At 45.7% G+C, this 25242-nt stretch carries 23 protein-coding genes; 16 read left to right on the top strand and 7 right to left on the bottom strand.

The annotated features are described in order from the left end of the window. The first annotated feature begins 19 nt into the window (after positions 1-19). Positions 20-1150 carry an FUSC family protein gene (locus tag JMY03_RS02620; protein WP_201600780.1) on the top strand — a complete coding sequence of 377 codons (1131 nt, stop codon included), beginning with the start codon at positions 20-22 and terminating at the stop codon, positions 1148-1150. 60 nt (positions 1151-1210) lie between these two features. Here JMY03_RS02620 and aroE read toward each other — a convergent pair whose 3' ends face one another. Further along, the gene (gene aroE, locus JMY03_RS02615) at positions 1211-2047 is read right to left on the bottom strand and encodes a shikimate dehydrogenase (RefSeq protein ID WP_201600778.1); all 837 of its coding nucleotides are present in this window, start codon (positions 2045-2047) and stop codon (positions 1211-1213) included. Positions 2048-2436: 389 nt separating this feature from the next. Between aroE and JMY03_RS02610 the strand changes: the two genes are divergently transcribed. Then, positions 2437-3102, top strand: coding sequence for a hypothetical protein (locus JMY03_RS02610; RefSeq protein WP_201600777.1), 666 nt, complete (start codon positions 2437-2439; stop codon positions 3100-3102). A gap of 3 nt (positions 3103-3105) precedes the next feature. Continuing rightward, positions 3106-4149 carry an aminotransferase class IV gene (locus tag JMY03_RS02605; RefSeq protein WP_227675463.1) on the top strand — a complete coding sequence of 348 codons (1044 nt, stop codon included), beginning with the start codon at positions 3106-3108 and terminating at the stop codon, positions 4147-4149. A gap of 4 nt (positions 4150-4153) precedes the next feature. Here the strand turns inward: JMY03_RS02605 and JMY03_RS02600 are convergent, their stop codons facing one another. Continuing rightward, a complete protein-coding gene (locus JMY03_RS02600; RefSeq protein ID WP_201600775.1) occupies positions 4154-4345 on the bottom strand; it encodes a DpnD/PcfM family protein in 192 nt (63 codons plus the stop codon). 143 nt (positions 4346-4488) lie between these two features. Here JMY03_RS02600 and JMY03_RS02595 point away from each other — a divergent pair, with 143 nt between their 5' ends. Beyond that, the gene (locus tag JMY03_RS02595; RefSeq protein ID WP_201600773.1) at positions 4489-4983 is read left to right on the top strand and encodes a hypothetical protein; all 495 of its coding nucleotides are present in this window, start codon (positions 4489-4491) and stop codon (positions 4981-4983) included. On the opposite strand, the gene JMY03_RS02590 is transcribed toward JMY03_RS02595, so the two are convergent. Next, on the bottom strand, positions 4980-5744 hold the full coding sequence (locus JMY03_RS02590; RefSeq protein ID WP_201600771.1) for a DpnI domain-containing protein: 765 nt from the start codon (positions 5742-5744) through the stop codon (positions 4980-4982). The two genes, JMY03_RS02595 and JMY03_RS02590, sit on opposite strands and share 4 nt — an antisense overlap. A 156-nt stretch (positions 5745-5900) precedes the next feature. On the opposite strand from JMY03_RS02590, the gene mltG reads away from it, so the two are divergent. Then, positions 5901-7184, top strand: a complete 1284-nt coding sequence (gene mltG, locus JMY03_RS02585; protein WP_201556818.1) for an endolytic transglycosylase MltG — start codon at positions 5901-5903, stop codon at positions 7182-7184. A gap of 63 nt (positions 7185-7247) precedes the next feature. Beyond that, positions 7248-7889 (top strand): dTMP kinase, encoded by a 642-nt coding sequence (gene tmk, locus JMY03_RS02580; protein WP_201556819.1) that lies wholly within the window; start codon positions 7248-7250, stop codon positions 7887-7889. 128 nt (positions 7890-8017) lie between these two features. Here the strand turns inward: tmk and JMY03_RS02575 are convergent, their stop codons facing one another. Next, positions 8018-10306, bottom strand: coding sequence for a cation:proton antiporter domain-containing protein (locus tag JMY03_RS02575; protein ID WP_201600769.1), 2289 nt, complete (start codon positions 10304-10306; stop codon positions 8018-8020). 106 nt (positions 10307-10412) lie between these two features. Here JMY03_RS02575 and JMY03_RS02570 point away from each other — a divergent pair, with 106 nt between their 5' ends. From JMY03_RS02570 to JMY03_RS02540, 7 genes are all read left to right on the top strand, one after another. Continuing rightward, positions 10413-11294 (top strand): IS982 family transposase, encoded by an 882-nt coding sequence (locus JMY03_RS02570; protein WP_201595979.1) that lies wholly within the window; start codon positions 10413-10415, stop codon positions 11292-11294. Positions 11295-11943: 649 nt separating this feature from the next. Next, the gene (locus JMY03_RS02565) at positions 11944-13383 is read left to right on the top strand and encodes a Do family serine endopeptidase (RefSeq protein ID WP_390879764.1); all 1440 of its coding nucleotides are present in this window, start codon (positions 11944-11946) and stop codon (positions 13381-13383) included. A 265-nt stretch (positions 13384-13648) separates the two neighbouring features. Then, positions 13649-14554 carry a 4-hydroxy-tetrahydrodipicolinate synthase gene (dapA, locus tag JMY03_RS02560; RefSeq protein ID WP_025646689.1) on the top strand — a complete coding sequence of 302 codons (906 nt, stop codon included), beginning with the start codon at positions 13649-13651 and terminating at the stop codon, positions 14552-14554. Positions 14555-14669: 115 nt separating this feature from the next. Then, complete coding sequence (locus JMY03_RS02555; protein WP_201600766.1) at positions 14670-15005, top strand: hypothetical protein; 336 nt, start codon at positions 14670-14672, stop codon at positions 15003-15005. Positions 15006-15248: 243 nt separating this feature from the next. Further along, positions 15249-15962, top strand: coding sequence for a phosphoribosylaminoimidazolesuccinocarboxamide synthase (gene purC / locus JMY03_RS02550; RefSeq protein WP_201600764.1), 714 nt, complete (start codon positions 15249-15251; stop codon positions 15960-15962). Between the two features lie 310 nt (positions 15963-16272). Beyond that, positions 16273-16920 carry a DNA-3-methyladenine glycosylase gene (locus JMY03_RS02545; RefSeq protein WP_201600762.1) on the top strand — a complete coding sequence of 216 codons (648 nt, stop codon included), beginning with the start codon at positions 16273-16275 and terminating at the stop codon, positions 16918-16920. Between the two features lie 51 nt (positions 16921-16971). Beyond that, positions 16972-17283 carry a Nif3-like dinuclear metal center hexameric protein gene (locus JMY03_RS02540; RefSeq protein ID WP_201600760.1) on the top strand — a complete coding sequence of 104 codons (312 nt, stop codon included), beginning with the start codon at positions 16972-16974 and terminating at the stop codon, positions 17281-17283. Between the two features lie 161 nt (positions 17284-17444). Here JMY03_RS02540 and JMY03_RS02535 read toward each other — a convergent pair whose 3' ends face one another. Further along, positions 17445-18074: a PepSY domain-containing protein gene (locus JMY03_RS02535; RefSeq protein WP_201600758.1), complete on the bottom strand. Its 630-nt coding sequence runs from the start codon at positions 18072-18074 to the stop codon at positions 17445-17447. A gap of 272 nt (positions 18075-18346) precedes the next feature. Here JMY03_RS02535 and JMY03_RS02530 point away from each other — a divergent pair, with 272 nt between their 5' ends. After that, positions 18347-19054: a ZIP family metal transporter gene (locus tag JMY03_RS02530; protein WP_201556828.1), complete on the top strand. Its 708-nt coding sequence runs from the start codon at positions 18347-18349 to the stop codon at positions 19052-19054. 706 nt (positions 19055-19760) lie between these two features. Here JMY03_RS02530 and JMY03_RS02525 read toward each other — a convergent pair. After that, complete coding sequence (locus tag JMY03_RS02525; protein ID WP_025645532.1) at positions 19761-19964, bottom strand: CsbD family protein; 204 nt, start codon at positions 19962-19964, stop codon at positions 19761-19763. 561 nt (positions 19965-20525) lie between these two features. Here JMY03_RS02525 and JMY03_RS02520 point away from each other — a divergent pair. Together JMY03_RS02520 and JMY03_RS02515 are read left to right on the top strand one after the other, a co-directional pair. Beyond that, positions 20526-21314, top strand: a complete 789-nt coding sequence (locus JMY03_RS02520) for a TetR/AcrR family transcriptional regulator (protein ID WP_201600756.1) — start codon at positions 20526-20528, stop codon at positions 21312-21314. A 141-nt stretch (positions 21315-21455) separates the two neighbouring features. Then, positions 21456-23669, top strand: a complete 2214-nt coding sequence (locus JMY03_RS02515; RefSeq protein ID WP_201600754.1) for a molybdopterin oxidoreductase family protein — start codon at positions 21456-21458, stop codon at positions 23667-23669. Positions 23670-23816: 147 nt separating this feature from the next. On the opposite strand, the gene JMY03_RS02510 is transcribed toward JMY03_RS02515, so the two are convergent. Beyond that, positions 23817-25142 (bottom strand): D-amino acid dehydrogenase, encoded by a 1326-nt coding sequence (locus JMY03_RS02510; RefSeq protein WP_201600753.1) that lies wholly within the window; start codon positions 25140-25142, stop codon positions 23817-23819. Positions 25143-25242 lie beyond the last annotated feature (100 nt).

Raw genomic sequence — 25242 nt, 5'->3', positions numbered from 1 at the left:
GTAATTTAGGGTTTCATATATGTCAGTTAAGTACAGTCGCCATGTCTACTACCGCTTGTTGCAGCGGCTATGGGTGACTATCAAGCGTTTGATTAGCGGTGAAGTTGAGCATTTGATGGCTGTCAATCAAAGCCGTCGGCCTTGGCATATGCCCCTTATCGCTGCTATCGCGATTAGCTTTCCGGTATTTGTGGGTGCGTATTTTGAGGCGCTATCTGCCGGGATTAAAGCTTCGCTTGGGGCGATGATTATTCTAAACCTGCCCTTTGGAGGCAGCTTGCCGCAGCGTATGGTGACGGTGATGGCTTGGGGTTTTGCGATGGCGTTATGCTTCGCGTTAGGACTCATCGCCCAGCAGCTGGCTTTTATTAAGATTCCGGTATTTGCGTTAGTGGCTTTTGCTATTGTGATCTTTGGGCGCTACTACAACCAGCCGCCGCCGGCCGGACTGTTTGTGATGATGTCTACCGCTATCGCCTTATTTATCCCTGTACCTTTGACGCACATTGTCGCAGCGACTGGCCTTGTGATGCTCGGTAGCGGTTTTGCTCTTATCATGGCGCTGCTGTACTCGCTGTTTTTATTAGCGACACGCAAGCGCACTAATCTACCAGCTCAAAGCTATCAGCCGGAGACAATCAGTGAAAGTATCATGGTGGCCGGTTTTGTCAGTCTAGCTTTGTCTATCGCTTTAGTGCTCACGATGCCTTATCCGTATTGGGTGGCGGTGAGCTGCTTTATTATTATTCAAGGTATTCATCTACGTACCATGTGGATTAAGCAGTTTCATCGTCTGCTCGGCACGCTGATAGGCATGGGAGTGGCGGCATGGATGCTGTCTTGGCAGCTGACATTGTGGCAAGTCGCTGCCGCTATCTTGGTGCTGATGCTATGTATTGAGTCGTTAGTCGATCGCCATTATGGTCTTGCAGTGGTATTTATCACACCATTGACCGTGTTTATCGCTGAATATGGCAGTGGTCTACCGCCCTCGCAGCAGCTCTATCAAGAGGTCATCCAAGCACGAATGCTAGATACTGCGCTCGGCTGTATCATTGGCCTGATAGGCGGTATAGCGATGCAATCTGCAAAGCTGCGGGCCCCGCTACATCGCTTAGAGCGCTGGCTGTTAGCGCGTTTTGGGGTTTAGAATGTTTAAAGTGCTAAGTGCTAAGTGCTAAGTGCTAAGTGCTAAGTGCTCTAAAATGCTTTACGTCGATGGCGATTGCAAGTCTATTGTCGCTGCCGCAACCTCTACCGCTCGTCCGGTCCAGCGCTCAAAGCTTAGCGCTGCTTGATTGATAAGCATACCGTAACCATCCGACACTTGCGCGCCGCGCCGCGTAAAGTGCTGCAAGAACGGCAGGGCGCGCCCGTACATCATATCGTAAGCATAGTGAGTGTTCAGACTATCCGCTATCGGCAAAGTGTCCCCTGTCAGACCGATGGAGGTAGCATTGATAATCAAGTCAAACTCGCCAGTCAGCTCCGCCGTCGTACAAGTCGCAATCGCCTGCTTCTCAATCGTTTGGCTCGCGGCGCTAAGCTCAGTGACTAGTATCTGCGCTTTACTCAAAGTGCGATTGGCAATCGTTAAGGAGGCGATACCTGCTTCGATAAGCGGCAGCACCACGCCGCGCGCCGCGCCGCCTGCGCCAATAATCGCCACACGCGCGCCATCAAGCGGCCAGCCTAAGCTTATGATGTGATTGACCAAGCCTTGACCATCGGTATTGTCACCATAAACCGCACCGTCTTTTATGAGTAACGTATTGACTGCGCCTGCCACGCGGGCATGTTCAGATAGCCCTCCTTGCGTCTGACAGTGACTAAAGGCGATTTGTTTAAACGGTACAGTGACGTTAGCGCCCACGCCGCCGCCATAAAAAAAAGCCTCTACTACGGCGACAAAGCTGGCTTCATTATCTGGACAATACTGGCGCTGATAGCGAATATCGATATCGGTTTGGGCGGCAAAAGTCTGATGAATTTCAGGGGATTTGCTATGGTTAATGGGGTTGCCGATAACGACAAAGTGCTGAGTCATTGCGAAAATCCTATTAGGCGAGTTTGAGGGCGGTACTGGTTTTATTCCTAGTTTTGTTGTTACTTATATATCTACTTATATGTCTACTTTTGCACGGCTACTTTTGGGCTAAAGTAGCGTTTAGGGATGCAGTAGCGCTCAGTTATCATAAGCGATAGGTCATTCTTTGACAAACGGGCATTACCAGCGGTCAGTTGCCAGCGGTGATAAATCAACAATACCGTTAACAAAACTGTACTCGCGCGTAGTGTTATCGGTAACCTAAAGGCTAGTCAAGGCTGCAGCAGTTGGGTAAACTAGCAGCATTAAGATTTTGGTAAAACCCTATTTAAATCAAGCCGGTCGAGGACTCGACATTCAATATTCTAGATAAGATGAGTAAATTGCCCATGCAGAAAAACAGCCTTCAACCTTTGATGGTCAGTATGCTAATGATAGCGGGTGTCTCTTTGAGCGCTTGTAATGACTCAAACCCAAGCGCAGAAAGCGAAGCTTCGGTGTCGTCAACCACTGAGGAGGTCGCGACCGAAGCGCCTACCGATTCAACAGACGCCGCCGATCTCGATGGCGCGGTCGCCAGTCAAGGAACCCCCATCAGCTATGATATGTCCAGTTGGGGCAGTACCGCGGTCGAACCAGTAACGATTGACGAGCTAGATAACATCCAGTCAACTTTTGGCTCAGTGGTCACCACCGACAAAAACAGTCTCGATTATGCCAGTAACCCGGCGACTAAGTACCGCTTTATGCAAGCTGATGAGCCGTATCTAGATATTATCGACTCGCAGAAGTATCTAGAGCTAGGCTGGTACTATGCCAATCCTACCGATACAGATAAAGAAAAAGAGCTCAGTCAGGCGCACGCCCAAAAGGCCTACACACTAGCCCGTCAGCTGATGGGTGATGAGGGTGGCCGCGTGCTCGCTGATATGCTCAACGGTCAAATTGTCAAAAATAAAACCGCAGGCGGCCAAACCATTGAGCTTGCCAAATGTGAGTTCTACAGCTGTATGATTATCTTTAATAAATCAAAGGCGCAAGCGAGTGCAGGCTAAGCGGTGAGCAGTATCGACAGTACTGACAGTCTAAAAAGTGCTGGCAGGCTAGTAGAGGGCTGGTACGCGCTTTATCCGCCAGCAAATAACGCGGCGATAGCCTCAGTAGCTCCGAAACCAGTGACTATGTTGTTAGACAATCGCGGTTTGGCTTATGGGGATGGTTTTTTTACTACTATGGCGGTGCGCGATGGTCAGGTGCTGTGGGCGGACTATCATTGGCAGCGGCTAGCGAGTCATGCCGCAGCCCTGCAGCTTGATATTGCGACGCCACACTTAGTCTCTAGCCTAAAAGCTTACGCGCAGCAGCTACAGCAAGGGGTGATGAAAGTCATCGTCACTCGCGCGACCCAATCGCTACGCGGTTATAGCTTTGCTGCGGATGCAGCGGGCAATGCTTGCGAGATTTGGCTCAAGCTTATGCCTAGCGAGGGGCAAAGTGCGACTGATCAAAGCGCCTTGTACAAAACAGCTGACTCTCACGATACCTTAGATACCTTACTGCTGCCAAATGGTGCTTCTGTTATTCAGCAAGCGCCGAGCCGCGCCGTTTGTCTGACTTCACAAATCGCTGTACTGCCGCCTACTTTGGCAGGACTAAAATCGTTAAATCGTCTCGATAATGTATTGGCCAGTGGCGAGCTTGAGCAGATTAAGACCAGAAGCCCTGATACCGAAATAGGTGAGGGCTTGTTACGTGATATGAGCGGGCAGTGGGTCGAGGGTGTGATGAGCAATGTCTTCTATCAGTTATCCGGCTCTCATACTATGAGCAGTGGTCAGCAAGAGGATGTTAACAAGGATAGAAACTATCTCACTGATGGCCAATGGTACACGCCGCCGATGACGCAATCGGGCGTGGCTGGGGTCATGCGCCAAGTGCTTATGGATAGTTTAGCTGAGACTCAAAACCCGGTGATTATGAGGTCACTCGCTGATAATGATTTGCCAAAGCTCAGCCAAATGTTCTTTTGTAATGCGGTGCGCGGTGTCATGCCTGTATCGAAGCTTACTTTGCTATCGGGGCAGGTGGTTGAGTTTAATTAATCACTTACTCCACTGCAAAAATAACAAACTGCGTATCAAGTCCATCATCAGGATATAACACAATATCCTCGTTTCTATACTTATCATTGGCTTGCGAAATTGCAGACGCACCATCTTCCGCGACTACTTCGACAAGTGCGCTCATCGTTTCGATTATCTCTATTTGATAAGTTTTCAATTTCTTTTCGGTTGTCATAACTGTTCTCGTCCTGGCTAGATAATATGCTTTTGATCCTAGCAAAGGCGAGAGCAGAGAAGTGATCGTCTTTTGTTAACCCTGCTTGAGTCATAACGCTAATCGATCAATGCTAGTGTTTTTACCAGAGGATAATAGCAAAAATGGACTCAGTCTACGAAGATGAACGCATACCTTTACAAATCCGTCGTTTGATGATTTTTGATGAAATCTGCAAACTAGCAAAAAAACAGCCTGATGAAATCGTACACTTAGCGGGTTATTCGAAAATAGCATTCACTGTTACTTATTCTAAAAAAGATAAAAAATATACAGCGTTTGGTGGGTTGTTTAAGTATGCGCATACCCGTCAAGAGGTTATAGAGCAAGGCATAGATAAGCTACCTCATGATGAATTAGTCATGTGTGCACTTACCGTAAAAAGACAAGCTTTTACTAAGGCTTCTCGTACGCCATTAGGACTATTAAAGGAGTGGAACAAGCATGTGAAAAACCAGTCTTTTGAATGTATCAAAGACAATATAAACACTTTTTTTAAAGTAAACGATGAATTAGAAATAGACTATCCGCCTCATAAGTTCTGTGAACGTTTAGTTGCAAGCGCCTATTTACCTCTTTGGGACAACCAAGATAGTTAATAGAGTTTCTGATAATAACCACGCCCCAAAAACTCAATAATGCCTTTATCACGTAGCACTTGCAGCTGTTGACGAATTTTGTCCTTAACATGATTATTATCAGGGTGCTTGGCCTGTAGTTTATCTGCAAAAGCATAGACTTGTTTAAGGGTAAATTTATCATCAAGTCTGTCAATACACTGCCAAACATCTAGCGTCCAACCGCGCGAGTCCAACGATTGTTGACGTAAAAAAAGCGTTTTTTGAAATTGCTGCGTGACAGTATCGCGCGCAATGACGGTTTTATCTTTTACTAAAAATACTTTGCCCGACTCAGGCACTTGCCGCAAATCAATATTACAGCCAACCCACCCGGCACGTTTGGCAGTGGCTGCTAAAGGCTTACGCTTGATTATGATTTCAGGTTTAAAAAACTGCTTGGGAATGATTAAGAAGTTATTAACTGTAAACTCTGGCGAGTAGGTTAAAAAGAAAAAACTGGGATTATCGTCGCTATTGATACGCGCAAGCATAGTCTCATAAGCGCCATCATTGATGATTTGACTGAGCTTAGCTTTTTTACTTTTTAACTCAAATTGTTCTTTACAGTTCGCGCAATAAAAATCAGCCACAGGCTCATTATTAGCAAACTCAGCTAACGGTTGCGCGCTGCAGTTGGGACAGTAGCTTTGCTTAGCGACCCAATCTTCGCTGAGCACTCGTACGATTTGGCTAGGAGACTTATAAGCGCTGGCAAGCTGCTGATTAAAGTTTAAATCCATAATGAAACATCTTTATTAAACGGGGTCGATAGAAGAATAGCGATTAGCCATAAAACTTGCTACAAACCCTAAGATAATCCATAAGCTAAGCAAATACCATTGAAAAGCTTACGGTTCAGTGCTAAATTCTAGCAAACTTCTGCCCTTTGAGTTGCCATGAGCACGCCGACCCCCGAAAACCCTGATAACAAGCCTAATGATAGCGCGGCTACTGAGTCAAATGCTAAGAGAGTCGACTCGTCACCCGTAGAGCCAACCGCTGAGCGTGACGCCACTGATGACCTAGACAAAGCGCCCGCGACCGATGTGTCGCTGATTAGTGGTGGCAGCAAACCACGGCGCTACAAAAAAGATAATCCATCGTTTTTTATGCAACGCGGCTATCAGATATTGTTAGTGCTCGGGCTGATTGCCGCTTTCTTGCTAGTGATGGTCTATCAGACGCTATTTGGCCGTATCACGCAGCCGGCACAAAAAGTCACTATCGAGCAGGGCGATACTTATTATGGCTTGCTACCGCAGTGGCAAAAAGAGATTCCACTGTTTTCTGCCAGTATTGCCAAGTTGTATATCAAGTCGCAAGTCGATGCACCGCTGCACGCCGGGATTTATCCGTTACCTGAGAACCCAACGATTGCAGAAGCCCTGCATGTATTTGGTCAAGGCGCAAAAGTGGCGATGGTCAAAGTGCAAGTGATCGAAGGCAAGACTGCAAGCGATCTGTATCAGAACTTGCGTGACAATGAAGGTATCGTCAAAGAAGTGCTAGTTGAGGGTGCAGATAATGCCAGTATTGCCAAAGCGCTAGATTTGGCCGGAATACTGCCCGAGTCCGTGACCACGAGCGACGACCCTATCGTCAATCATAATCTTGAAGGCTGGTTTACCCCAGATACGTATTATTATGGGGAAGGCGCAACCGACACCCAAGTGTTGACTGATTTGTATAAGCGCCAGCAGCAGGCGTTGACTGAGGCATGGGAGAACCGCGCGCCAGATCTACCATATGAGAGCCCTTATCAAGCACTGATAATGGCGTCTATCATCGAAAAAGAAACCAGCATAGCCGATGAGCGCGCGCTGGTATCTGCGGTGTTCAATAACCGTCTAAAACAAAGCATGCGCCTGCAAACAGACCCAACGATCATCTATGGTATGGGCGATCGCTACGATGGTAATATCCGCCGTAAGGATATCGATGAAAAGACGAGCTATAACACCTATCAAATCGACGGCTTACCGCCAACGCCAATCTCCTTACCGTCGCCAGCCTCTATCGAAGCGACTTTGCATCCGGCAGATAGCGAAGCCTTGTACTTTGTGGCGACGGGCAATGGCGGTCATAAATTCACCAATAGCTTAAGAGAGCACAATAACGCGGTGCAAGAATACCTCAAAGTGATGCGCGAGAAGAAATCACAAACCCCGCCTGGCGAGTAATAATAGCGCTCAATCAAGCTCAAATAAGCATAAAGATTGGCTTAGGATGATTTAAGGAATAATGTGACAACAACAGTAGGTCGGTTTATTAGTTTTGAAGGTACAGAAGGCGTTGGTAAGACGACCGCTATCGAAGGCTTATGCCAGCGTTTGCAGGCAGCGGGTATCGACTACGTACGTACTCGTGAGCCGGGCGGTAGTCCATTCGCTGAGCGTCTACGCGCCATCTTGCTTGATCCGGCGACTGATATCAATGACGATACCGAGCTGCTACTCCTCTTTGCCGCGCGCGCGGATCATCTGCAGCAAGTTATCCTGCCTGCACTGCAGCGCGGCGCTTGGGTGATTTGTGATCGCTTCACCGACTCAACCATCGCCTATCAAGGCTATGGCCGCGCCGATGGCGATCAGCGAGTGTTAGCAAAAATCGACAGTCTAATCGCTCAGTTTATCTCGCCACTGCCAGAGCTGACACTATGGCTAGATCTACCAGTGCTAGAAGGTATGGCCCGCGCTGGTAAACGTAGCAAGGCTGATCGCTTCGAGCAGCAGGCTACGGCGTTTTTTACCCGCGTTCATCATGGCTTTAGTATGCTGGCTATGCAGCACCCTGAGCGCATTGAGCGTATCGATGCCAACGGCAGCAGCGATGAAGTGGGCGGGCGTATTTGGCAAACCGTGCAGGCGCGCTTTAATTTAGGCTAATCGCTTTTGCTAGGGTTTTCTTAACCAAGGACTCAATAAAAACGCCAACTCAAATCAAGGAGTTGGCGTTTTTTTATGCAAGCTTATAACGATCACTTGTCCTGATAAATAACAGGGTTAAGCACCAGCTATTTATCAGTACTGTTGTTAGCAGAACTATTGCTATCAGTACCACCCGGCAGACGGTTAGGGTCAAGCGAGCCTGACTTGGTCTTGGGGGCTTCCCCGCTGACATTAGTGCCAGTGTCAGTCTTAGTCGTCGCTTTGGCGTTATTTGACTTTACGCCTTTGTCTACAGCGGCTTCTACAGCTGGGGTAGCCGGTTTTGCGGTGGTTTTATCAGCAGCAGTGATTTTATTAGGAGTATTACCCGCCTTAGCGGCTTTACTCTCATTGACTTGAGAGCTGTTGTTTTCAGTGGCGCTGGCAGTTTTAGTACCAGCGTTGTCAGCGCTATCTTCCTTACCAGTAGCCGTGCTCGCTTCTTTATCAGCCGCTTGTGCTTCAGTATCGGCGGTTCCGTCTGCTACTAGCTCTTTTTCTTTACGTTTTTCAGGCGCTTTATAGCTGGCCTCAAAGTCTGCATCGGCTGCAGCACGCGCTTGTTCTTGCTTAGCTGTAACGTCTACCGGCTTTGGCTTGATGCCATCATCGACGACTAAGGCGATAAGCTTACGATCGCGCGGCACACTACCATCGAACTTATCAGTGATGACGTGTAGCTTACCTTCTTTATCGATCGTGTAGAGCGGTACAAACTGCTTGTTATCGGCCTTATACTGCTCATAAGTATAACTGTCGGTGATATTTGTGATCTTAATCTTGGCTTTTTTGGAGAGCATGCTCGCTAATTTGGTATAAGTGACGTCTTTGCCAAATAGCCACTGCGAGCTGAAGTTAGACTGTTTGTCATCGCGCTCACTTTTGACTTTCTCTTCACTGAACTTGAGACGATACAGCTTACGCTCACCGAATTCGTGGCGATAATGAATCTCAGACAAAGTATTCATCTCTTTATCCATACTCATGGCAAACAGACGACCGATACCGATGAGATCAAGATGATGATCGGCGTGATCGGAGATAGGGTTACCAAAATAAGTTCGCAGCCCGCTCATACGTGCTTTGGCAATATTGGTATAGTTGTTATGAGCGACGATGACATCGAAGCCTTGCTCTTTTAAAGATGTCGCCACTAACAGCGCAATAGGGTTGGAGCCGACGATCAAGATACCGTTAGTTTCAGGCTCACGCACGCCCAATAAGTTACCGACGAATTTGGCTCCTAAGCCTTGAATCATCACCGTACCGATAATCACCATAAAGACTAAGGGCACTAATAGCTCAACGCCTTGAATATCATACTCTTGTAGACGAATAGCAAACAGTGAGGATATAGCTGCGGCGACAATACCACGCGGGCCAATCCAACTGATCATCAGCTTTTCATTGGTCTTTAGGTTAGAGCCAATAGCAGAAGCCCAAACCGACAGCGGACGCGCCACTAGCATCACAATCGCTAATAATACTAATCCTGCAAAACCGACACTGAGCAGGCTTGAGAGCTCAACCCGCGCGGCAAGGATAATAAATAGCACAGAGATCAGTAGTACCGTCAGCGACTCATTGAACTCTAGAATGGTATCGCGTGGGAATTTAGGCCAGTTAGCCAGTGCCACGCCTAGTACCGTCACAGTCAACAGCCCAGACTCATGCTCTAGATGGTTTGAGACCGAAAAAAGCACCAACACAAAGGCTAAGGTAAAAACATTACGTAAAAACTCAGGTATCATGTGGCGGCGCATCAAAAAGGCGAGTACCCAAGCCCCTATGAGTCCTAAAGCAGTCGCTAGTACCACAATCTTGGTAAATAAAAGGATGCTGTTGGCTTGTCCGCCTGAGATGATATATTCATAAACCAAAACGACGGCAATAGCGCCGATAGGGTCAATGATGATACCTTCCCACTTAAGAATGTTGGAGATGGTCTTATTAGGACGGACGCTGCGCAGTAGCGGCATAATCACTGTCGGCCCAGTGACACAAACGAGTGCACCGAACAGTAGCGCAATCAGCGGATCGACATCGAATAACAGATAAGTTGAGAGCGCAACGATGGCGATAGTAATGAGCACGCCAACAGACACTAGCATCTGTACGACCGTACCATGCTGCTTGATCTCATCAAACTCTAAGGTCAAAGAGCCCTCAAAGAGAATGATCGCCACCCCTAAAGAGATAAAGGGGAACATCAGCTCGCCTAGCACCAAATCAGGATCGAAAATACCAAGAATAGGTCCAACGATAATGCCAATTAATAATAAAAACAAAATGGACGGCTGCTTTAAATACCAAGCTAGCCATTGGGCGGCAATGCCGGCGCCAACTACGCCAGATAGTAATAGGGCGGTATCCATAAATTAATCCTTTTTTAACCCCACTCTCAACTTCGAAAGTGATTGAAAAAAGAAGAGCACCTCACTAATCTATTGTTTTCGACCAAGAATACAATGGAGTTGTGAGATGCCCATAGACGAATTTATCATCAATATCTATTTAATGGTAGAGCAATATTACAAAATAGTCGTCACCAAACCCTTGCGAAGTGCAGGTTACGCGCCAAAGCTAAGTGATCCTGAGGTTATTTGCATGGAGATGGTCGGTGAATTTTTACACCTTGATCAAGACAAACAAATTTGGCAATACTTTACCCAGCATTGGCAAGACTGGTTTCCAGCCATCGGCTCATACCCTAACTTCGCAAAGCACTGCGCCAATCTGTGGCAAGTCAAACAGCAGATACAAGATAAAGTCAGTGAACTTGAGGGCCGTGACAACATTCATTTTATGGATGGCTTTCCGATACCCGTCTGTCATTATGGACGCGCTTATCGGCATAAAAACTATCAAGACTTAGCGGCTTTTAGCTACTGTGCGGCTAAGCAAGAGAGGTACTATGGCTTTGAAGGACATTTGCTTGTTAACTTATCGGGCATGATTAAAGGCTTTACCTTTGCTCCTGCCAATGTTGATGAAAGAGCGGTTGCCCCAGAAATCACCACTCATATTCATGGGCTACTTGGCGCTGATAAAGGGTATATCAGCCCTAGTCTGACATCGTACTACGACGCTCAAGGCGTGGATTTACAAACGCCACTCAGAGCCAACATGAAAGAGGATAGACCCAAACCTGTGGTAAGGCGGCTAATGAAAGCCCGCCGTATCGTTGAAACAGTCATTGGTCAGTTATCAGAACGATTTAATATACAAAAGGTACGAGCAAGAGATTTATGGCATTTGTCTCATCGATTGATTCGTAAGATTCTTTCACACAATCTGTGCTTTGTACTCAACAAAAAACTTGGTAACCCGCCTCTTCAGTTTGATTTGCTTATTTCAAGTTGAGAGTGGGGTTTTTTTATAAACCTGTCACACATCACAGATTAGCGTCGGTTTAATACTGCCATAAAACGCTAATGAGGTTTTATTTTAAAGTTAAATTTTAGCCTGACCACAATCAACACGCCCTAGTCATAAAATACAATAGTAATGAGTACAAACTCTAGCACAGGGGGACACTAAAATAACGGCAGAAATAATGGGGTAACCAATACGAATCATTTGACACTAGCTATTATAGAAAACTAAAAAGCCGTTGTAGACCTTTTCAATGTAAGGCTTGTCATCAAGGGCATACAGTAGGGCATCTATGTTAATAAAGTACATCTACGCTCATAATAAATATAAAAAGATGAAAGCTTACTTTTGTTTACCATAAATAGTAATCGGTTTATCATAATAACATGATTTTATTTTTGTTGTATCAGCACCCGACCAAGCGGATAGTTATTCTTGAGTCATTAGAGCGCTAATGGCCAAGGCGTCGGCGACAATGACTCAGCAAGACCCTGACAAACAACACTCAAACGACAATTAAATGACACTATGATTTAGGTAAAAATTACCTCATACTAATAGACGTTTTTATACGATAAGTTGATATCAAACACAAAAACCGCAAATAATAATACGAAGTTAGCACAAGGGGAAGAATATGCAGGAGAAAATGGCCAATTATAACCTCAAGTCTTGGTGGCAGCGCAGCTTATTAGCTGTCGCGATAGGAGTCAGCGCCGCTACTATGAGTCCTTTGATGGTTACTCCTGCCCAAGCTGTGGTCGCTAGTACGGACTTCTCAGATTTAGTACAGCAAGTGACGCCAGGGGTGGCTCGGGTCAACGTAACGACTAATATTAGTGACGAGGAGCTGGCTCAAGCGCAGACGGCAGAGCTGCTACGTCAGTTCTTTGGTGATCGCCTGCGTCTGCCAGACCGGCCAGCCACGCCCGCTATCGAAAACGCTTATGGCACCGGATTTTTTGTCACTAAAGATGGGTACATGCTGACCAACCATCACGTTGTTGAAGGTGCTGATAAGATCACTGTGACGCTCAATGATCGCACTGAGTTAGATGCGGTGCTCGTAGGTAGTGATGAGCGCTCAGATGTTGCTGTCTTAAAGGTTAAGGGCAGTCAGTTTCCAGCTTTGAGCATTGGCGACTCCAATCTGCTAAAAGTAGGGGAGCCGGTACTTGCAATAGGCTCGCCTTTTGGCTTTGATTATTCTGCCTCAGCCGGCATCGTAAGTGCTAAGTCGCGCAGCTTTTCACGAGAGACAAGCGTGCCGTTTATTCAGACGGATGTCGCGCTCAACCCTGGTAACTCCGGCGGCCCGCTCTTCAATAAACGCGGCGAGGTCATCGGTATCAACTCACGTATCTTTAGTGGTACTGGCGGCTACATGGGGCTATCGTTCTCTATTCCGATGAATGCGGCGATGGATATCTATGAGCAGCTCAAAACCAATGGTGAGGTGACACGCGCTTACTTAGGTATTTATCCGCAAGATATCGATCGCAACTTAGCAGAGGTCTATCGGTTATCGCGGCCACAAGGGGCGTTATTGACGCGAGTATCGCCAGACTCGCCAGCGCAACGAGCCGGACTCAAAACGGGCGATATTATCTTGCAGTATAATAAGAAGCCCATTATACGCGCTGATGATTTGCTAAACTTACTGAACCGCGCGCGCCCAGACGATCCTTTCCAAGTCCAAATCCAGCGTGAAGGTAAGCGCCTGATGTTGACCGGCAAGCTCAGCCGAGCGCCGGGTGATGTACAAGCGCAAAGCCGCGATAAGCAGAACAATGAAGTACAGCTCGGTCTGCGTCTACGCGACTTGACCACCGATGAGCAAGCACAGTTTGACTCAGACAGTCAGGTTGGTGTGTTAGTGACCGCCGTTGATCCTACCGGTTTGGCGGCGCGCTCTGGCATTATGGCAGGCGACATCGTCACTAATCTGCACCAAAAGCCGATTAAGACGGTGACTGATTTTACTAGCGCTATCTCCTCACTACCTAAGCAAGGCGTCGTGACTATTGAGGTTGTACGCCAAGGCATTCCCGCTATTATCGGTCTACGTATAGAATAGGGCTTGTTTGTCACTATTAGAGGCTCTTATAATGACAGCTTTTATAAGAGAAGCGCGTCATTTTAGTAAGGCTTACAAGCGAAGCTGGCTACAATGAACAGCTAGAATTGACAACTAGTCGCGCAAGTAAAATATGCTACACTATCGGGCATTTAGTTATACGTGCAGCTATCAGTAGCTATCAATCACAAATACGCTCAAACGATAACATTGGCTTCATATAAAAATGCTAATGTTACCGCAAAAAAAACAGTAAGGCATGGTTATGAGTACAGCATACGACGATATCAAAACCCAATTACAAGGCTCTATGGTAGCCTTAGTCACGCCTATGCATCCTGATGGTAAGGTCGATTATAAGCGTCTCGCAGATCTCATAGATTGGCAAATCGAGCAAGGCACGCATTGCTTGGTAGCAGTAGGGACAACTGGCGAGTCGGCCACTCTATCCGTACCTGAGCATAGCGAAGTGATTCGCTTCTTCGTCAAGCATGTCGATGGCCGTGTTCCTGTGATTGCAGGTACTGGCGCTAACAGTACCGATGAAGCTATCAAGCTGACTCAAGAAGCCTCTGACGCCGGCGCTGACTGCGCGTTACTTGTCGCGCCTTACTATAATAAGCCGCCTCAAGAAGGCTTATATCAGCACTACAAAGCTATCGCTGCCGCAGTCGATATGCCGCAAATGCTCTACAATGTACCAGGGCGTACTGTTGTCGATATTAGTCAAGAGACCGTTGAGCGCTTAGCCGACATTGATAACATCGTCGCTATCAAAGACGCAACAGGCTCAGTTGGACGCGGTGAAGCGCTGATAAAAGCTGTCGGTGATAGGTTAGTGGTTTTATCTGGTGATGATGGTACTGCGCTTGATCTTATGAAAGTCGGCGCTAAAGGTAATATCTCAGTCACTGCCAATGTGGCACCAAAAGCGATGAGCGAGACTTTTGCCGCCGCCTTACGTGGTGATTTTACCGCTGCCAAAGCCGCTCATGACGTCATCGAACATCTGCACCGTGATTTATTCATTGAGTCCAGCCCTATCCCTGCCAAATACGCGCTACATAAAATGGGTATGATCGATAAAGGGATTCGTTTGCCACTCGTTTGGCTCGCTGAGTCGCATCATGCGACTATCGATAAAGCCTTGGTAAAAGCAAACTTAATCTAGTATTTACGCATCAGCTTGTGCAACAGTACAAACGCGTATTTAATGCTAGACACGCAGTCAATATCTAAGCGTAATCACCAATGAGCGCTAATGCTTAAGACAACACAGAGACACTATGATGAAAACATCATTACATATCCCAAAATCACACCTCTCTAAAATCACTCCGGCTCTGCTGACGATTCTGTTAGGAAGTACTTTAGTGCTGAGCGGTTGCCAGTCGCTAAAAGAGTTTGTGGGAAAACGCGACAATGGTAGCTTGGACTATCAGCAAAGCCAAAAACTTGCGCCGCTACAATTGCCTGCCGATGCACAAACAGCGCCATTTGTACCGCTATATCCAACGCCAAATGCTGGGGTTAATACGCTCAATTTAGAAAACGAAGCGGGCAAGCAGTACCAATTACCAAAACCTCAGCGCACTGTGGCGACTACTGCAGCTACTGAGTAGATTATTTTTCATTCTATTATTTTTTACTCTAATAGTGTCTACATAGTCTGTTCAAAACCATAAACGCACGAAACGTTGTGTGTGCTGTTGCTATATCCCTTTGCTGGACGGCTAGCGTTCGGTGTTCAGAGCTTAGGTGTTATCATCAGCATGCTAGCTCTAGCTATACGGATGCTTTTACATTGAACCGGCTATCACTCTTTTAGATATCTTATGTAAGTTTGCAAGAACAGGACTCTTATCATGCAAAAACAACAACTTTTATATAAAGGTAAAGCCAAATCAGTCTATGAGACTGAAGATAACGATCTGCTCATCTTGCACTTTCGTGATGATACCTCAGCGTTAGATGGTAAGCGTATTGAGCAATTAGCGCGTAAAGGTGAAGTGAATAACCGCTTTAACAGCTTTATTATGCAAAAACTTAGCGAAGCGGGGATTGAGACCCATTTTGAGCAGCAGTTGTCTAGCGATGAGGTGCTCGTCAAACGTATGGATATGCTGCCCGTTGAATGTGTGGTACGTAACTATGCTGCCGGCAGTCTAGTGCGCCGTTTGGGATTAGAAGAAGGCCAAGAGTTGACGCCGCCGACCTTTGAGCTGTTTTATAAAGATGATGCGCTAGGCGATCCGATGGTGAATGAGTCGCTAGCCATCACTTTGGACTGGGCCACTGAGGATCAGCTCGCCAAAATGAAAGCTTTAAGCTATCAGGTCAACGACGTACTAAAAGCGCTGTTTGATCAAGGTGATTTGATCTTAGTCGACTTTAAATTAGAGTTTGGCGTCTTTCATGACCGTATTGTCTTAGGTGATGAGTTCTCACCTGATGGCTGCCGCATTTGGGATAAAACCACTAAGAAAAAGCTCGATAAAGACCGCTTCCGTCAATCGCTTGGCGATGTGATCGAAGGTTACGAGGAAGTGGCAAAGCGTATTGGTGTACCTTTAGACTAATGCCAATACTGAGCTTTAAATACTGCGGTTAAATACTGATATCACAATAAAAACTGAGCTTATAAGCTCAGTTTTTTTATGCAAAATTTTACTTAATTGTGCTCAAACTGTGACCGTTACAGCCCGCGATATTGCTTATAATAAGAGCTATTATTTGATGCGGATAAAAGCCTATAGTCTATTAAAATAAAACTGTCATCAATTCAAATGCGCTACTGGTATAAATTTTTCTTGCGTGCTGCTATCACAGAGGCTGCGGAAAATTCACCCCAGTAGCGCTATAACACTTTTAAATTGAGTTTACTATATCATGTCCAAAGCGAAGACAAACTCGATTATCCTAGAGCCTTCTTGGTTTGCTCGGCCAACTTGCGTAGTGGCAGCGGACTTGATTGGCAAAGTCTTATGCCGACGCATAACTGACACAGATAGCGTACCAAAAGTACTGCGCGTGCGCATTACTGAAACCGAAGCATATATAGGAGAGCAAGACGGCTCAGTTGCCGCGCACTTAGCGAAAGGCAAGAAAGGCAATTCGCTAGCCGATATTATGTACGCTGAGGGCGGGGTCTTCTACACTTATCTGACGTATGGAGTGCATCTGATGCTTAATTTAGTCAGCGGCACGGCTGAGTCCCCAGAGTCGGTGCTGATACGAGCTGGGTTTTTGGCTGAGGATAGCGAGCGTCTGCTTGAAGAGCAAAATTTAAGTTCTGATAAGCAGCTCACTCATATCAAACAGTTCGCAGGCCCAGGTAAATTGACAAAGCGCTTGCAAATTGACCGTGCGTTATACGGCTCCTCGATTGCGCCTGAGTCTGGCGTTTGGATTGAGGATGATGGCTGTTTGCCGCTTGTATCGCTACGACCGCGTATCGGTATCGATTACGCAGGCGAGGCGGCAGACTGGCTACTACGCTATGTATGGACGGCTCATCCGTCACTATCAAAGAAGTAAACTACTTAAATAAAAGCCATTAAAAAAGACCATATAAACTAAGGATACATCATGTATAAATTGACCGTTTTTATTCCAGAGGAAGCGCTAGAGAAGGTTAAAGCGGCGCTATTCGCTGCCGGAGCTGGCACTATTGGCAATTATGAGCAGTGCTGCTGGCAAGTCAAAGGAGAGGGGCAGTTTATGCCGATGGCAGGTAGTAATCCGCATCTTGGTAGTCAAGATAAGCTTGAGAAAGTCGCTGAATGGCGTGTCGAGATGGTGGTTAAGACGTCAATGATAGCAGAGGTGATTAAAGCCTTAAAGCAAGCTCATCCTTATGAAACTCCTGCTTATGACGTGCTAGAAGTGTTGGATTTTTGACGATTAAAGGAGCTTAGTAGGTATAAAAAAAGGGTCAAATAGCAGCTAAATGCTTATTTGACCCTCAGCATCAAGACTGTATGGCATAACAGCGATGCAAAAGCGTATCACTCTATCTGTTATTTATCTTGTACTTATTTAGCCTGTACTTAGCTTGTTGATCAGTCTTTTTCTATCTTAATGACATTTAGATTTGGATAGCTCAGCAGAATCTCATACTCTTGCGAGCCTTTTTTGGCCTCAATTTCAAACACGCCGCGATTGTTTCGCTCATCGAGTTCGATGTCTTTGACACGGTAGCCCATAGCGCTCACCTTTTTGATAGCGCGCTGCCTAACCGCTGAATAGCGACTTTCTTGTTTTATTCTATCTTCGACATCATCATAGCGCTTATTTTTTTTGTACTTCTTATTACCTTTTTTATGGTCGTTATCTCGCCAGACTTGCTTCCATTGCTTTTTATTTGAATTGAGCAGTTTTAAATTGGGATAAGAGTAAGTAAGCTCATAAGCCTGATTATTCTTTTTTGTATAGGCTTTGATCACTTGCTTACCGCGATAAGTATCGGGTCTGATATCCATTAACTGATAGCCTTGGCGGCGTAAGTCTTTACGTAGCTGTTGTCTGGCACGATTATAGTTGGCGTTTTTATAGCCATCATTGGCCTGATATATCGGCTGATTATCGTAGCCTGGACTGGCAACCGTACAACCAACTGACATGCCAAACAGCGTTAAGATAAGACTTGCTGATAGTAGCTTTTTAAATGGGAGAGTAGGGGGTGTTTTCATATTTTTGGCTCCTGATCCTAATAGCGACTTGTTCCTTATCGCTTAATAAATAGCTTTGAAACATTTTCTTACACCTTATAGTAGTTCATAAAAATTGATAATAAATGTCTTGTAAGTTATCAAGTTGTAAACAATGCAACAGCTTCAGTAATGAAAACGAGTATTCAGTGATAACCGTATTGCCAAAACCCCTTTTTTCCTCGAAACTACTCAAAAACAAGCCTAATCATCAGGTGAATAATACTAACGGGACGGTGTAGGGAGTCTTAGCTATGCTATTTAAGCTCATTTTATATTCAGGCTTTGCCGGAGCAACAGTGTTCATTGGCGGACTATTGGCCAATTTGTTTAACCATCATGTCAAAGATAGTCCTGTTAAATACGAGATTACTCATACCTTAATGTCGTTTGGCGCGGGCATTATATTGTCGGCATTAGCGCTAGTATTAGTGCCAAAGGGCATGGAGGAGCTGAGCGTCTGGGGTGTGACAGGCTCATTCTTACTAGGTGCGATAGTGTTTATGGCTATTGACTATCAACTAGCAAAGTCTGGCGGACAGCAAGCGACGCTACTAGCGATGCTAATGGACTTTATCCCTGAATCGATCGCCCTCGGGGCAGTATTTGCTATTGAGCCACAAATGGCTGCGTTATTAGCGGTGTTTATCGGCCTACAAAACTTACCTGAATCTTTTAATTCATTTCGTGATTTGGTTCAAAGCGGTTTTAGTGTCAAAAAGACCTTGGCTATTTTCTTTGTACTCAGCTTCTTTGGCATACTATCAGCACTAACCGGGCACTTTTTATTAAGTGCGCATCCTGACTTAACCGCTCATCTAATGACCTTTGCTAGTGGCGGTATCTTATATCTGCTGATTCAGGACATTATTCCTGAGAGCAAACTTGCCAAAAACTATCTGACGCCGCTTGGAGCCACATTAGGATTTTTAGTAGGAATATTAGGTGAAATGCTGCTCTGATAATACGGCTTTGATGAGGTAACTCGCTGTCTTTATTAAATATTAGATTTTGTCTTGTAAGCATATGCTTACAAGCATTGACGCTAACACCTCTTAACAGTTCGATTACATTTTGGCACTATAGTCACACGGCATCAGGGAATGTGACTCAAGGATAGAGTTAACCGTATTATGGATAATATTTCAGTGATCTACGTCAGGAAGACAAAGATTAGTGAAGTAAGGATGCATAACCTGTGCTGATGGTAGCGATACCAGTAGCTAGTTGTATTTAGAGCAGGATGCTCTACTATTGCACTATACTTGATGTACTGCAAGGATGCAGTGGAATGAGTCGTGATAGGTAACAAGGATTGTTAAAGATAAGACCGCATAACAATGATTGTTATGCGGTTTTATAGTTTTTAGTTTATCGTTTCTAATTTATCGTTTTTAAGTTTATCGTTTTTAAGTTTATCGTTTTTAAGCTGCAGTTTTTCAGCTATATTTTCTAAGTGATTATTTCTAATGTTTGTCTTTAAATAATAGCTTTTAAGTTATTGTCTCTCAATTATTATTGCTAATTCTCTACTCTTGAGCTGCATGTAATCGCTAGTCAAAAGTTATCTACGAATGAGCAATGAGAGTTAACACCGACATACTAAAAACCGTATCGACGATCAGCCAATACGGTAAAGATAAAAATATCTATTCTATCTTGCAACTATTAATAGTTGTTTTCACGGCGCCAGTTGTCCACGTCACGCTCGGCATCCTCTTTACTATGGCCATAACGTTCTTGTACACGGCCGACTAGCTTATCACGGCTACCTTCGATTTGGTCGAGGTCATCATTGGTCAACTCGCCCCATTTTTGTTTTACTGAACCTTTCATTTGGTTCCATTCGCCTTTTAGAGTATGTTCATTCATAGTGATTATCATTGTATTAGCGGCTCATTCAGTAAAATAAAAGTCCTTCTATTTACCTATTTTTATAATATAGCCGATTAATGAGTTTATATTCTCTAGCATTCAATAGATCGCTATTAAGCGATGCATCAATAACTAGTGATTCTTACTATATAAATTATGACTCGCGCTGTCTGTATTAACGGTGTTTTTAGTGTTGCTCAACAATAATAAAGGCCGCAAATTTATTATGAGTATGTAACCTTTGTAAGAGTAAGCAAAATTAAAAGTAACCGTACGGCTGTTCTATTTATTAACTATGATATTTAGTACTCGTAAGTTCTAGTACTTTAAAAAGCGTCTTAATATACAACTTCTTATTCTGCAAAAAAACCTCGTTAGACGGTTATTCTTTCTAGATCGTCATGATTTCTCTCTAACAGCTTCACTCAAGGCATTGCTAGCTTATCTTAGTAATCTGTTATTTATGATAATTAAATTATAGACAGCCCGTGCAAATGACTATAACCTTATAGTCTAAACATAAGCATAAAGTGGTTTAATAAAAGGCTAAGCGTGAAAGTGACACAAATAATCGATGATATAGGTGATAAAAAAGGCGGGTTTGCAAAAGCGAGCATCGCATCACCACGCAAGCTTGCCAAGGCACAAACGCGTAACGCGATAATGAAAAGCGCTTTGCGTCTATATAGCAGTGAAGGCAGCGCAGGCATGAGTATGAATAAAGTCGCCAAAGGCGCAGGGATTGCGCAGCCAAGTTTTTATAATCATTTTGCAAGCTTAGATGAGCTGCAACAGCAGCTAAGCGCGCAGCTCAAAGACAATTATCTCTCGCCAATGCGCGCCGCTTGGATAACAATGATTAAAGACTATGCTTGGCTCAGTGAGACTCAGTTCAACCAGCGCTGTGAGCAATGTCTTAACCACATCTTTGATGCCGCCTTCATTAATATCGACTTATTTCAGCGCTTAAACGAGGATCGTCTGCGCTGTGGCCCCACTACAAAACTCAGTACAAAACCCAGCTTAGAACTCAGTATAGAACTCAGTACAAAACCCAGTATAGAACTCAGTACAGAAAATCAGCTGTCTACAAGCAGCGGCTTGAGTCATTTAATCAATGAGATACAACAAGAGTGGACGCAGATATTAGTCGAAGGTCTGACGTTATCTGGCTGTGATTTTGAGGCGTCTGAAGTCAATTTGTGTGTCGATATTGCCTCAGCGCAAGTCCATGAGCTGATACTAGGCTGTCACCAGCAGCGCTATACTCGAGGTCAAGCCATCACCATCTTATGTCAAAACTTAAATGCTTTATTCATTCGTTTTTGGCAAAAACACAGCGTTTAAAGATAGCGTTTGAAGATAGCGTTTAAAAAACAAAGTTTAAGGCTGGATGTAAAACCTAAGCTCGTATCTAGCAATATTTTAACCCAGTACATTCTAGCAATCTTACACTGGAATAAGAGTCAACGACAAGGAAGTTAAACTATGATTAAAAGTATCCGTGAAAATAAAAGCAAAGACGCAAGCACAGCGGGTGAACAAACTCACTTTAGAACCTGCAACTTGTGTGAAGCGATGTGCGGTATCGTCGTCAAGCATGATGGCGAAAAGGTGCTGTCTATCAAGGGCGATAAGGACGATCCATTCTCCAAAGGCTATATCTGCCCAAAAGCCACCGCTTTGCAAGATTTGCACGAAGATCCTGATCGCCTGCGCCATCCTGTCGAGCGCACCGCTGATGGCTGGAAAAAGATCAGTTGGGATGAGGCGTTAGACAAAGTCGCGGCCGGCATACAGTCCATACAAAAAAAGTATGGCAACAACGCTTTTGGCGTCTATCTAGGTAACCCTAACGTGCACAACTTAGGCGGTATGCTCACCATTAAGCATCTATTAGGCAGCATCAAGACTCGCACTCGCTTCTCAGCCACCTCTATCGATCAGCTGCCGCATCATATTATTAGCCTGCATCTGTTCGGTCACATGCTGCGTATCCCTGTGCCTGATGTCAATCGTACTCAGCACATGCTGATCATCGGTGGCAATCCGCTAGCCTCTAACGGCAGTATCATGACCGCCGCAAACATGCGTCAAAAGCTAAAAGATATCAAAGCTCGAGATGGCAAAGTAGTGGTCATCGACCCAAGACGTACCGAGACGGCTGATATCGCCAGCGAGCATCACTTTATCCGTCCGGCGACTGATGTGTTACTGCTCCTTGCGATGCTCAATGAGATTTATGCGCAAGGCTACGCCAAAAAGGCACGTGTCAATAATAGAGCCGCTGACCTCGCTCCGGAGATTGAGCGCATGGCAGACTTCGCTAAAGGTTATAGCGCAGAATCCGTCGCGCCGATTACTGGCATCGCCGCCGATGAAATTAAGCGGTTGGTCAAAGAGTTTTGTGAGGCTGAAAGCTCAGTGTGCTATAGCCGTATGGGCGTCTCGGTGCAAGAGTTTGGCTTATTAAGTCAATATATAGTGATGATTATCAATATCGTCACAGGGCGCTTGGATGAGGTCGGTGGCCTGATGTTCCCAAACCCTGCCGTCAACGTAGTGCAAAACACGGGTCCTGGCTATTTGGGTAAACGTCACAGCCGCGTCAGTAATCTACCTGACTTCAATGGTGAGTATCCGGTAGCAGCGATGGCAGATGAGATGTTAGTCGAGGGCGAAGGGCAGCTCAAAGGCTTTTTGTGTGTGGCGGGTAATCCGGTGCTCAGTACACCCAATGGCGAAAAGCTAGATCAAGCGTTTGAGAGTTTGGAGTTTATGGTATGCTTTGACTATTATGTGACGGAGACCAGCCGCCACGCCAATATCATCTTACCGCCAGTCTCAGCGCTTGAGCGCGATCATTATGATGTCACCTTTAATGGCTTTGCTACCCACAACGTGGCTAAATACTCGCCTGTGCTATTTACTAAGCCCAAAGACGCTAAGCATGATTGGCAAATCTATATAGAGCTAGCTGAGCGTTTGGATAAGAATGCGCCTTTACCCCTCAAAGCTGAGCGCAAACTGATCCAAAAGCTGGGGCCAGAGTTTATACTTGACCAAGGCCTAAAGCGTGGTCCTTATTATGGAATGAGTCTTAAAAAGCTCAAAAAATACCCTCACGGCATGGATTTAGGGCCACTAAAGCCGATGCTGCCAGAAGCCATCAAGCATAAAGATCAGCAAATCAATCTCAATGTTGATTTTTATCAAGCCGATCTTGCGCGGGTAGAGGAGATGATGGCAAGCTATGATGAGAGCCAGATCTTACTCATTGGGCGTCGTCATGTGCGCAGTAATAACTCTTGGCTACATAACAGTCATCGTCTCACCAAAGGTAAGTCGCGCTGTACACTGATGTTGCACCCTGATACTGCAAAGGCTCATAACATCGAAGACGGTCAAGCGGTCAAAGTCACCTCGCGTGTCGGTGAGGTCACTATCAACGCTGAGGTCACCGATGAGCTGATGCCAGGTGTGGTGAGCATTCCGCATGGCTTCGGTCACGGCCGTAAAGGCGTCAAACAAAAAATTGCTCAGGCGAATGCAGGCGTCAGTGTCAATGATTTGACTGATGATACGCTTATCGATGAGCTAAGCGGGAATGCAGCAGTCAATGGCGTACCGGTCACTCTGCAAGCGGTTGCGTTTGCCAGAGAGGATAATGAGACGACAGTTAATGATAAAGTCGTGGCTTAAGAGGTATGTAGCACGCTACTCCTATTAAACGCTACTCCTATTAAATGACAAACTGGCACTAAATCAAAAAAAGACGCTTATTTTAAGTAGGCGTCTTTTTTATTTGTGTTGTTCTGGCATTTTTAACTTAGCACTTGCAGAATACGACTACTTATCGATGCCCACAAAATCAAACTGCACCTTTGGCATCTCATTTTGTATCAGCAGGCTAATGGCTTTAGCCGAGCCGCAAGCGTGTGTCCAGCCTAAAGTCCCGTGTCCGGTGTTCAGCCATAAATTATCAAAGGTTGCCGCGCTATTTTGACTACCGTGACGGACTTGACCTAAGTGCGCGCGGCCTATTAGCGGTACATTCGATGGCGTCATAGGCCGCAGTCCTGTCCAGTACTTAGCCGAACTAGCGATAATGCCTTTTGGAAAAATCTGATGTACGCGCTCAGTAATGGCTTTGCAGCGAGTCATATTCAGATCCATGTTATAGCCGTTAAACTCAGCGGTACCAGCCACGCGTAGCTTATCGCCAAGTCGCGACATCACTAGCTTGTACTCATCATCGATCAGGCTAACAAAAGGCGCTAAATGCGGCGCGCGCGGATTGACGCGGTAAGTGGCAGAATAACCTTTGGCCGGAAATATCGGCAGATCAATATTTAGAGGTTTGGTTAAAGGCACACTATAACTACCTAGTGCGATCACGAAGCTATCGGCGCTAAAAGTCTGCGCGTTCTGGCCGGCAGGACGAATAGTAATACTATGCACATGCGGGCACTGCGAGTGCGCGTCGGTATTCAAAGCCACAATATCAGTATCGTATAGAAAGCTGACGCCTGCTTGCTTACACTTGGCCGCTAATCGCTGAGTAAATAGATGGGCATTACCAGACTCATCACGGCTAGTATAAGTTGCGCCAATAAGCTTGTGTGCGATAGGGTATAGCGCAGGCTCTAGGCTTGCGGCAGTATTGACATCGATAAAATGACGCTCGCAGCCGAGCTCTTGCATACGCTCGGTCGGTGCAACGGCGGCATCGAACTCTGCTTGGCTCGTATAAAAGTGCATGATACCGCGTGTTTGCTGCTCGTATTCGATATCGATGCTACGTCTGAGTTGCTGTAGCGCTGCGCGTGAATAAAGCCCTAGATGGAGCATTTGCACTAGATTGGCATCGGCGCGATCCGCGCGGCACTCCTTTAAGAACTGCATCGCCCATTTTAGCTGCGCTTTATCCGCACGCAGACGATAAAGAAGTGGCGCATCTTCACGAAACAACCATTTGAGTGCCTTGATTGGCGTTTTAGGGTTAGCCCAAGGGGTGGCGTGAGAAACTGAGATTTGCCCGCCATTGGCAAATGACGTCTGCATCCCAGCGGCCGACTCGCGCTCAATAACGGTAACTTGATAGCCCGCCTTTTGTAAATACCAAGCAGTTGTCACGCCTACTACGCCTGCTCCGAGTACCGCAATATGGCTCATAAGTAAAAAGTCTCTAGTCGACTGTCGTCAGAGTATATCAGAGTATAAAAGTATAGTAGTCACTAAAAATAAGGCGCGACGTTTTATAGCAGATCGACTG

The sequence above is a fragment of the Psychrobacter submarinus genome (assembly GCF_904846685.1).
In the GTDB taxonomy this organism is placed as follows: Bacteria; Pseudomonadota; Gammaproteobacteria; order Pseudomonadales; family Moraxellaceae; genus Psychrobacter; species Psychrobacter submarinus.
Note: the sequence above shows the minus strand (reverse complement) of the source record. Positions and strands in the feature narration are given on the sequence as shown.

What these genes read in the sequence shown, in the direction of transcription:
- JMY03_RS02620 (WP_201600780.1), top strand. Translation starts at nt 20, where the DNA reads ATGTCAGTTAAGTACAGTCGCCATGTCTACTACCGCTTGTTGCAGCGG.
- aroE (WP_201600778.1), bottom strand. Translation starts at nt 2,047, where the DNA reads ATGACTCAGCACTTTGTCGTTATCGGCAACCCCATTAACCATAGCAAA.
- JMY03_RS02610 (WP_201600777.1), top strand. Translation starts at nt 2,437, where the DNA reads ATGCAGAAAAACAGCCTTCAACCTTTGATGGTCAGTATGCTAATGATA.
- JMY03_RS02600 (WP_201600775.1), bottom strand. Translation starts at nt 4,345, where the DNA reads ATGACAACCGAAAAGAAATTGAAAACTTATCAAATAGAGATAATCGAA.
- JMY03_RS02595 (WP_201600773.1), top strand. Translation starts at nt 4,489, where the DNA reads ATGGACTCAGTCTACGAAGATGAACGCATACCTTTACAAATCCGTCGT.
- JMY03_RS02590 (WP_201600771.1), bottom strand. Translation starts at nt 5,744, where the DNA reads ATGGATTTAAACTTTAATCAGCAGCTTGCCAGCGCTTATAAGTCTCCT.
- mltG (WP_201556818.1), top strand. Translation starts at nt 5,901, where the DNA reads ATGAGCACGCCGACCCCCGAAAACCCTGATAACAAGCCTAATGATAGC.
- JMY03_RS02575 (WP_201600769.1), bottom strand. Translation starts at nt 10,306, where the DNA reads ATGGATACCGCCCTATTACTATCTGGCGTAGTTGGCGCCGGCATTGCC.
- JMY03_RS02570 (WP_201595979.1), top strand. Translation starts at nt 10,413, where the DNA reads ATGCCCATAGACGAATTTATCATCAATATCTATTTAATGGTAGAGCAA.
- JMY03_RS02565 (WP_390879764.1), top strand. Translation starts at nt 11,944, where the DNA reads ATGCAGGAGAAAATGGCCAATTATAACCTCAAGTCTTGGTGGCAGCGC.
- dapA (WP_025646689.1), top strand. Translation starts at nt 13,649, where the DNA reads ATGAGTACAGCATACGACGATATCAAAACCCAATTACAAGGCTCTATG.
- JMY03_RS02555 (WP_201600766.1), top strand. Translation starts at nt 14,670, where the DNA reads ATGATGAAAACATCATTACATATCCCAAAATCACACCTCTCTAAAATC.
- purC (WP_201600764.1), top strand. Translation starts at nt 15,249, where the DNA reads ATGCAAAAACAACAACTTTTATATAAAGGTAAAGCCAAATCAGTCTAT.
- JMY03_RS02545 (WP_201600762.1), top strand. Translation starts at nt 16,273, where the DNA reads ATGTCCAAAGCGAAGACAAACTCGATTATCCTAGAGCCTTCTTGGTTT.
- JMY03_RS02540 (WP_201600760.1), top strand. Translation starts at nt 16,972, where the DNA reads ATGTATAAATTGACCGTTTTTATTCCAGAGGAAGCGCTAGAGAAGGTT.
- JMY03_RS02535 (WP_201600758.1), bottom strand. Translation starts at nt 18,074, where the DNA reads ATGAAAACACCCCCTACTCTCCCATTTAAAAAGCTACTATCAGCAAGT.
- JMY03_RS02530 (WP_201556828.1), top strand. Translation starts at nt 18,347, where the DNA reads ATGCTATTTAAGCTCATTTTATATTCAGGCTTTGCCGGAGCAACAGTG.
- JMY03_RS02525 (WP_025645532.1), bottom strand. Translation starts at nt 19,964, where the DNA reads ATGAATGAACATACTCTAAAAGGCGAATGGAACCAAATGAAAGGTTCA.
- JMY03_RS02515 (WP_201600754.1), top strand. Translation starts at nt 21,456, where the DNA reads ATGATTAAAAGTATCCGTGAAAATAAAAGCAAAGACGCAAGCACAGCG.
- JMY03_RS02510 (WP_201600753.1), bottom strand. Translation starts at nt 25,142, where the DNA reads ATGAGCCATATTGCGGTACTCGGAGCAGGCGTAGTAGGCGTGACAACT.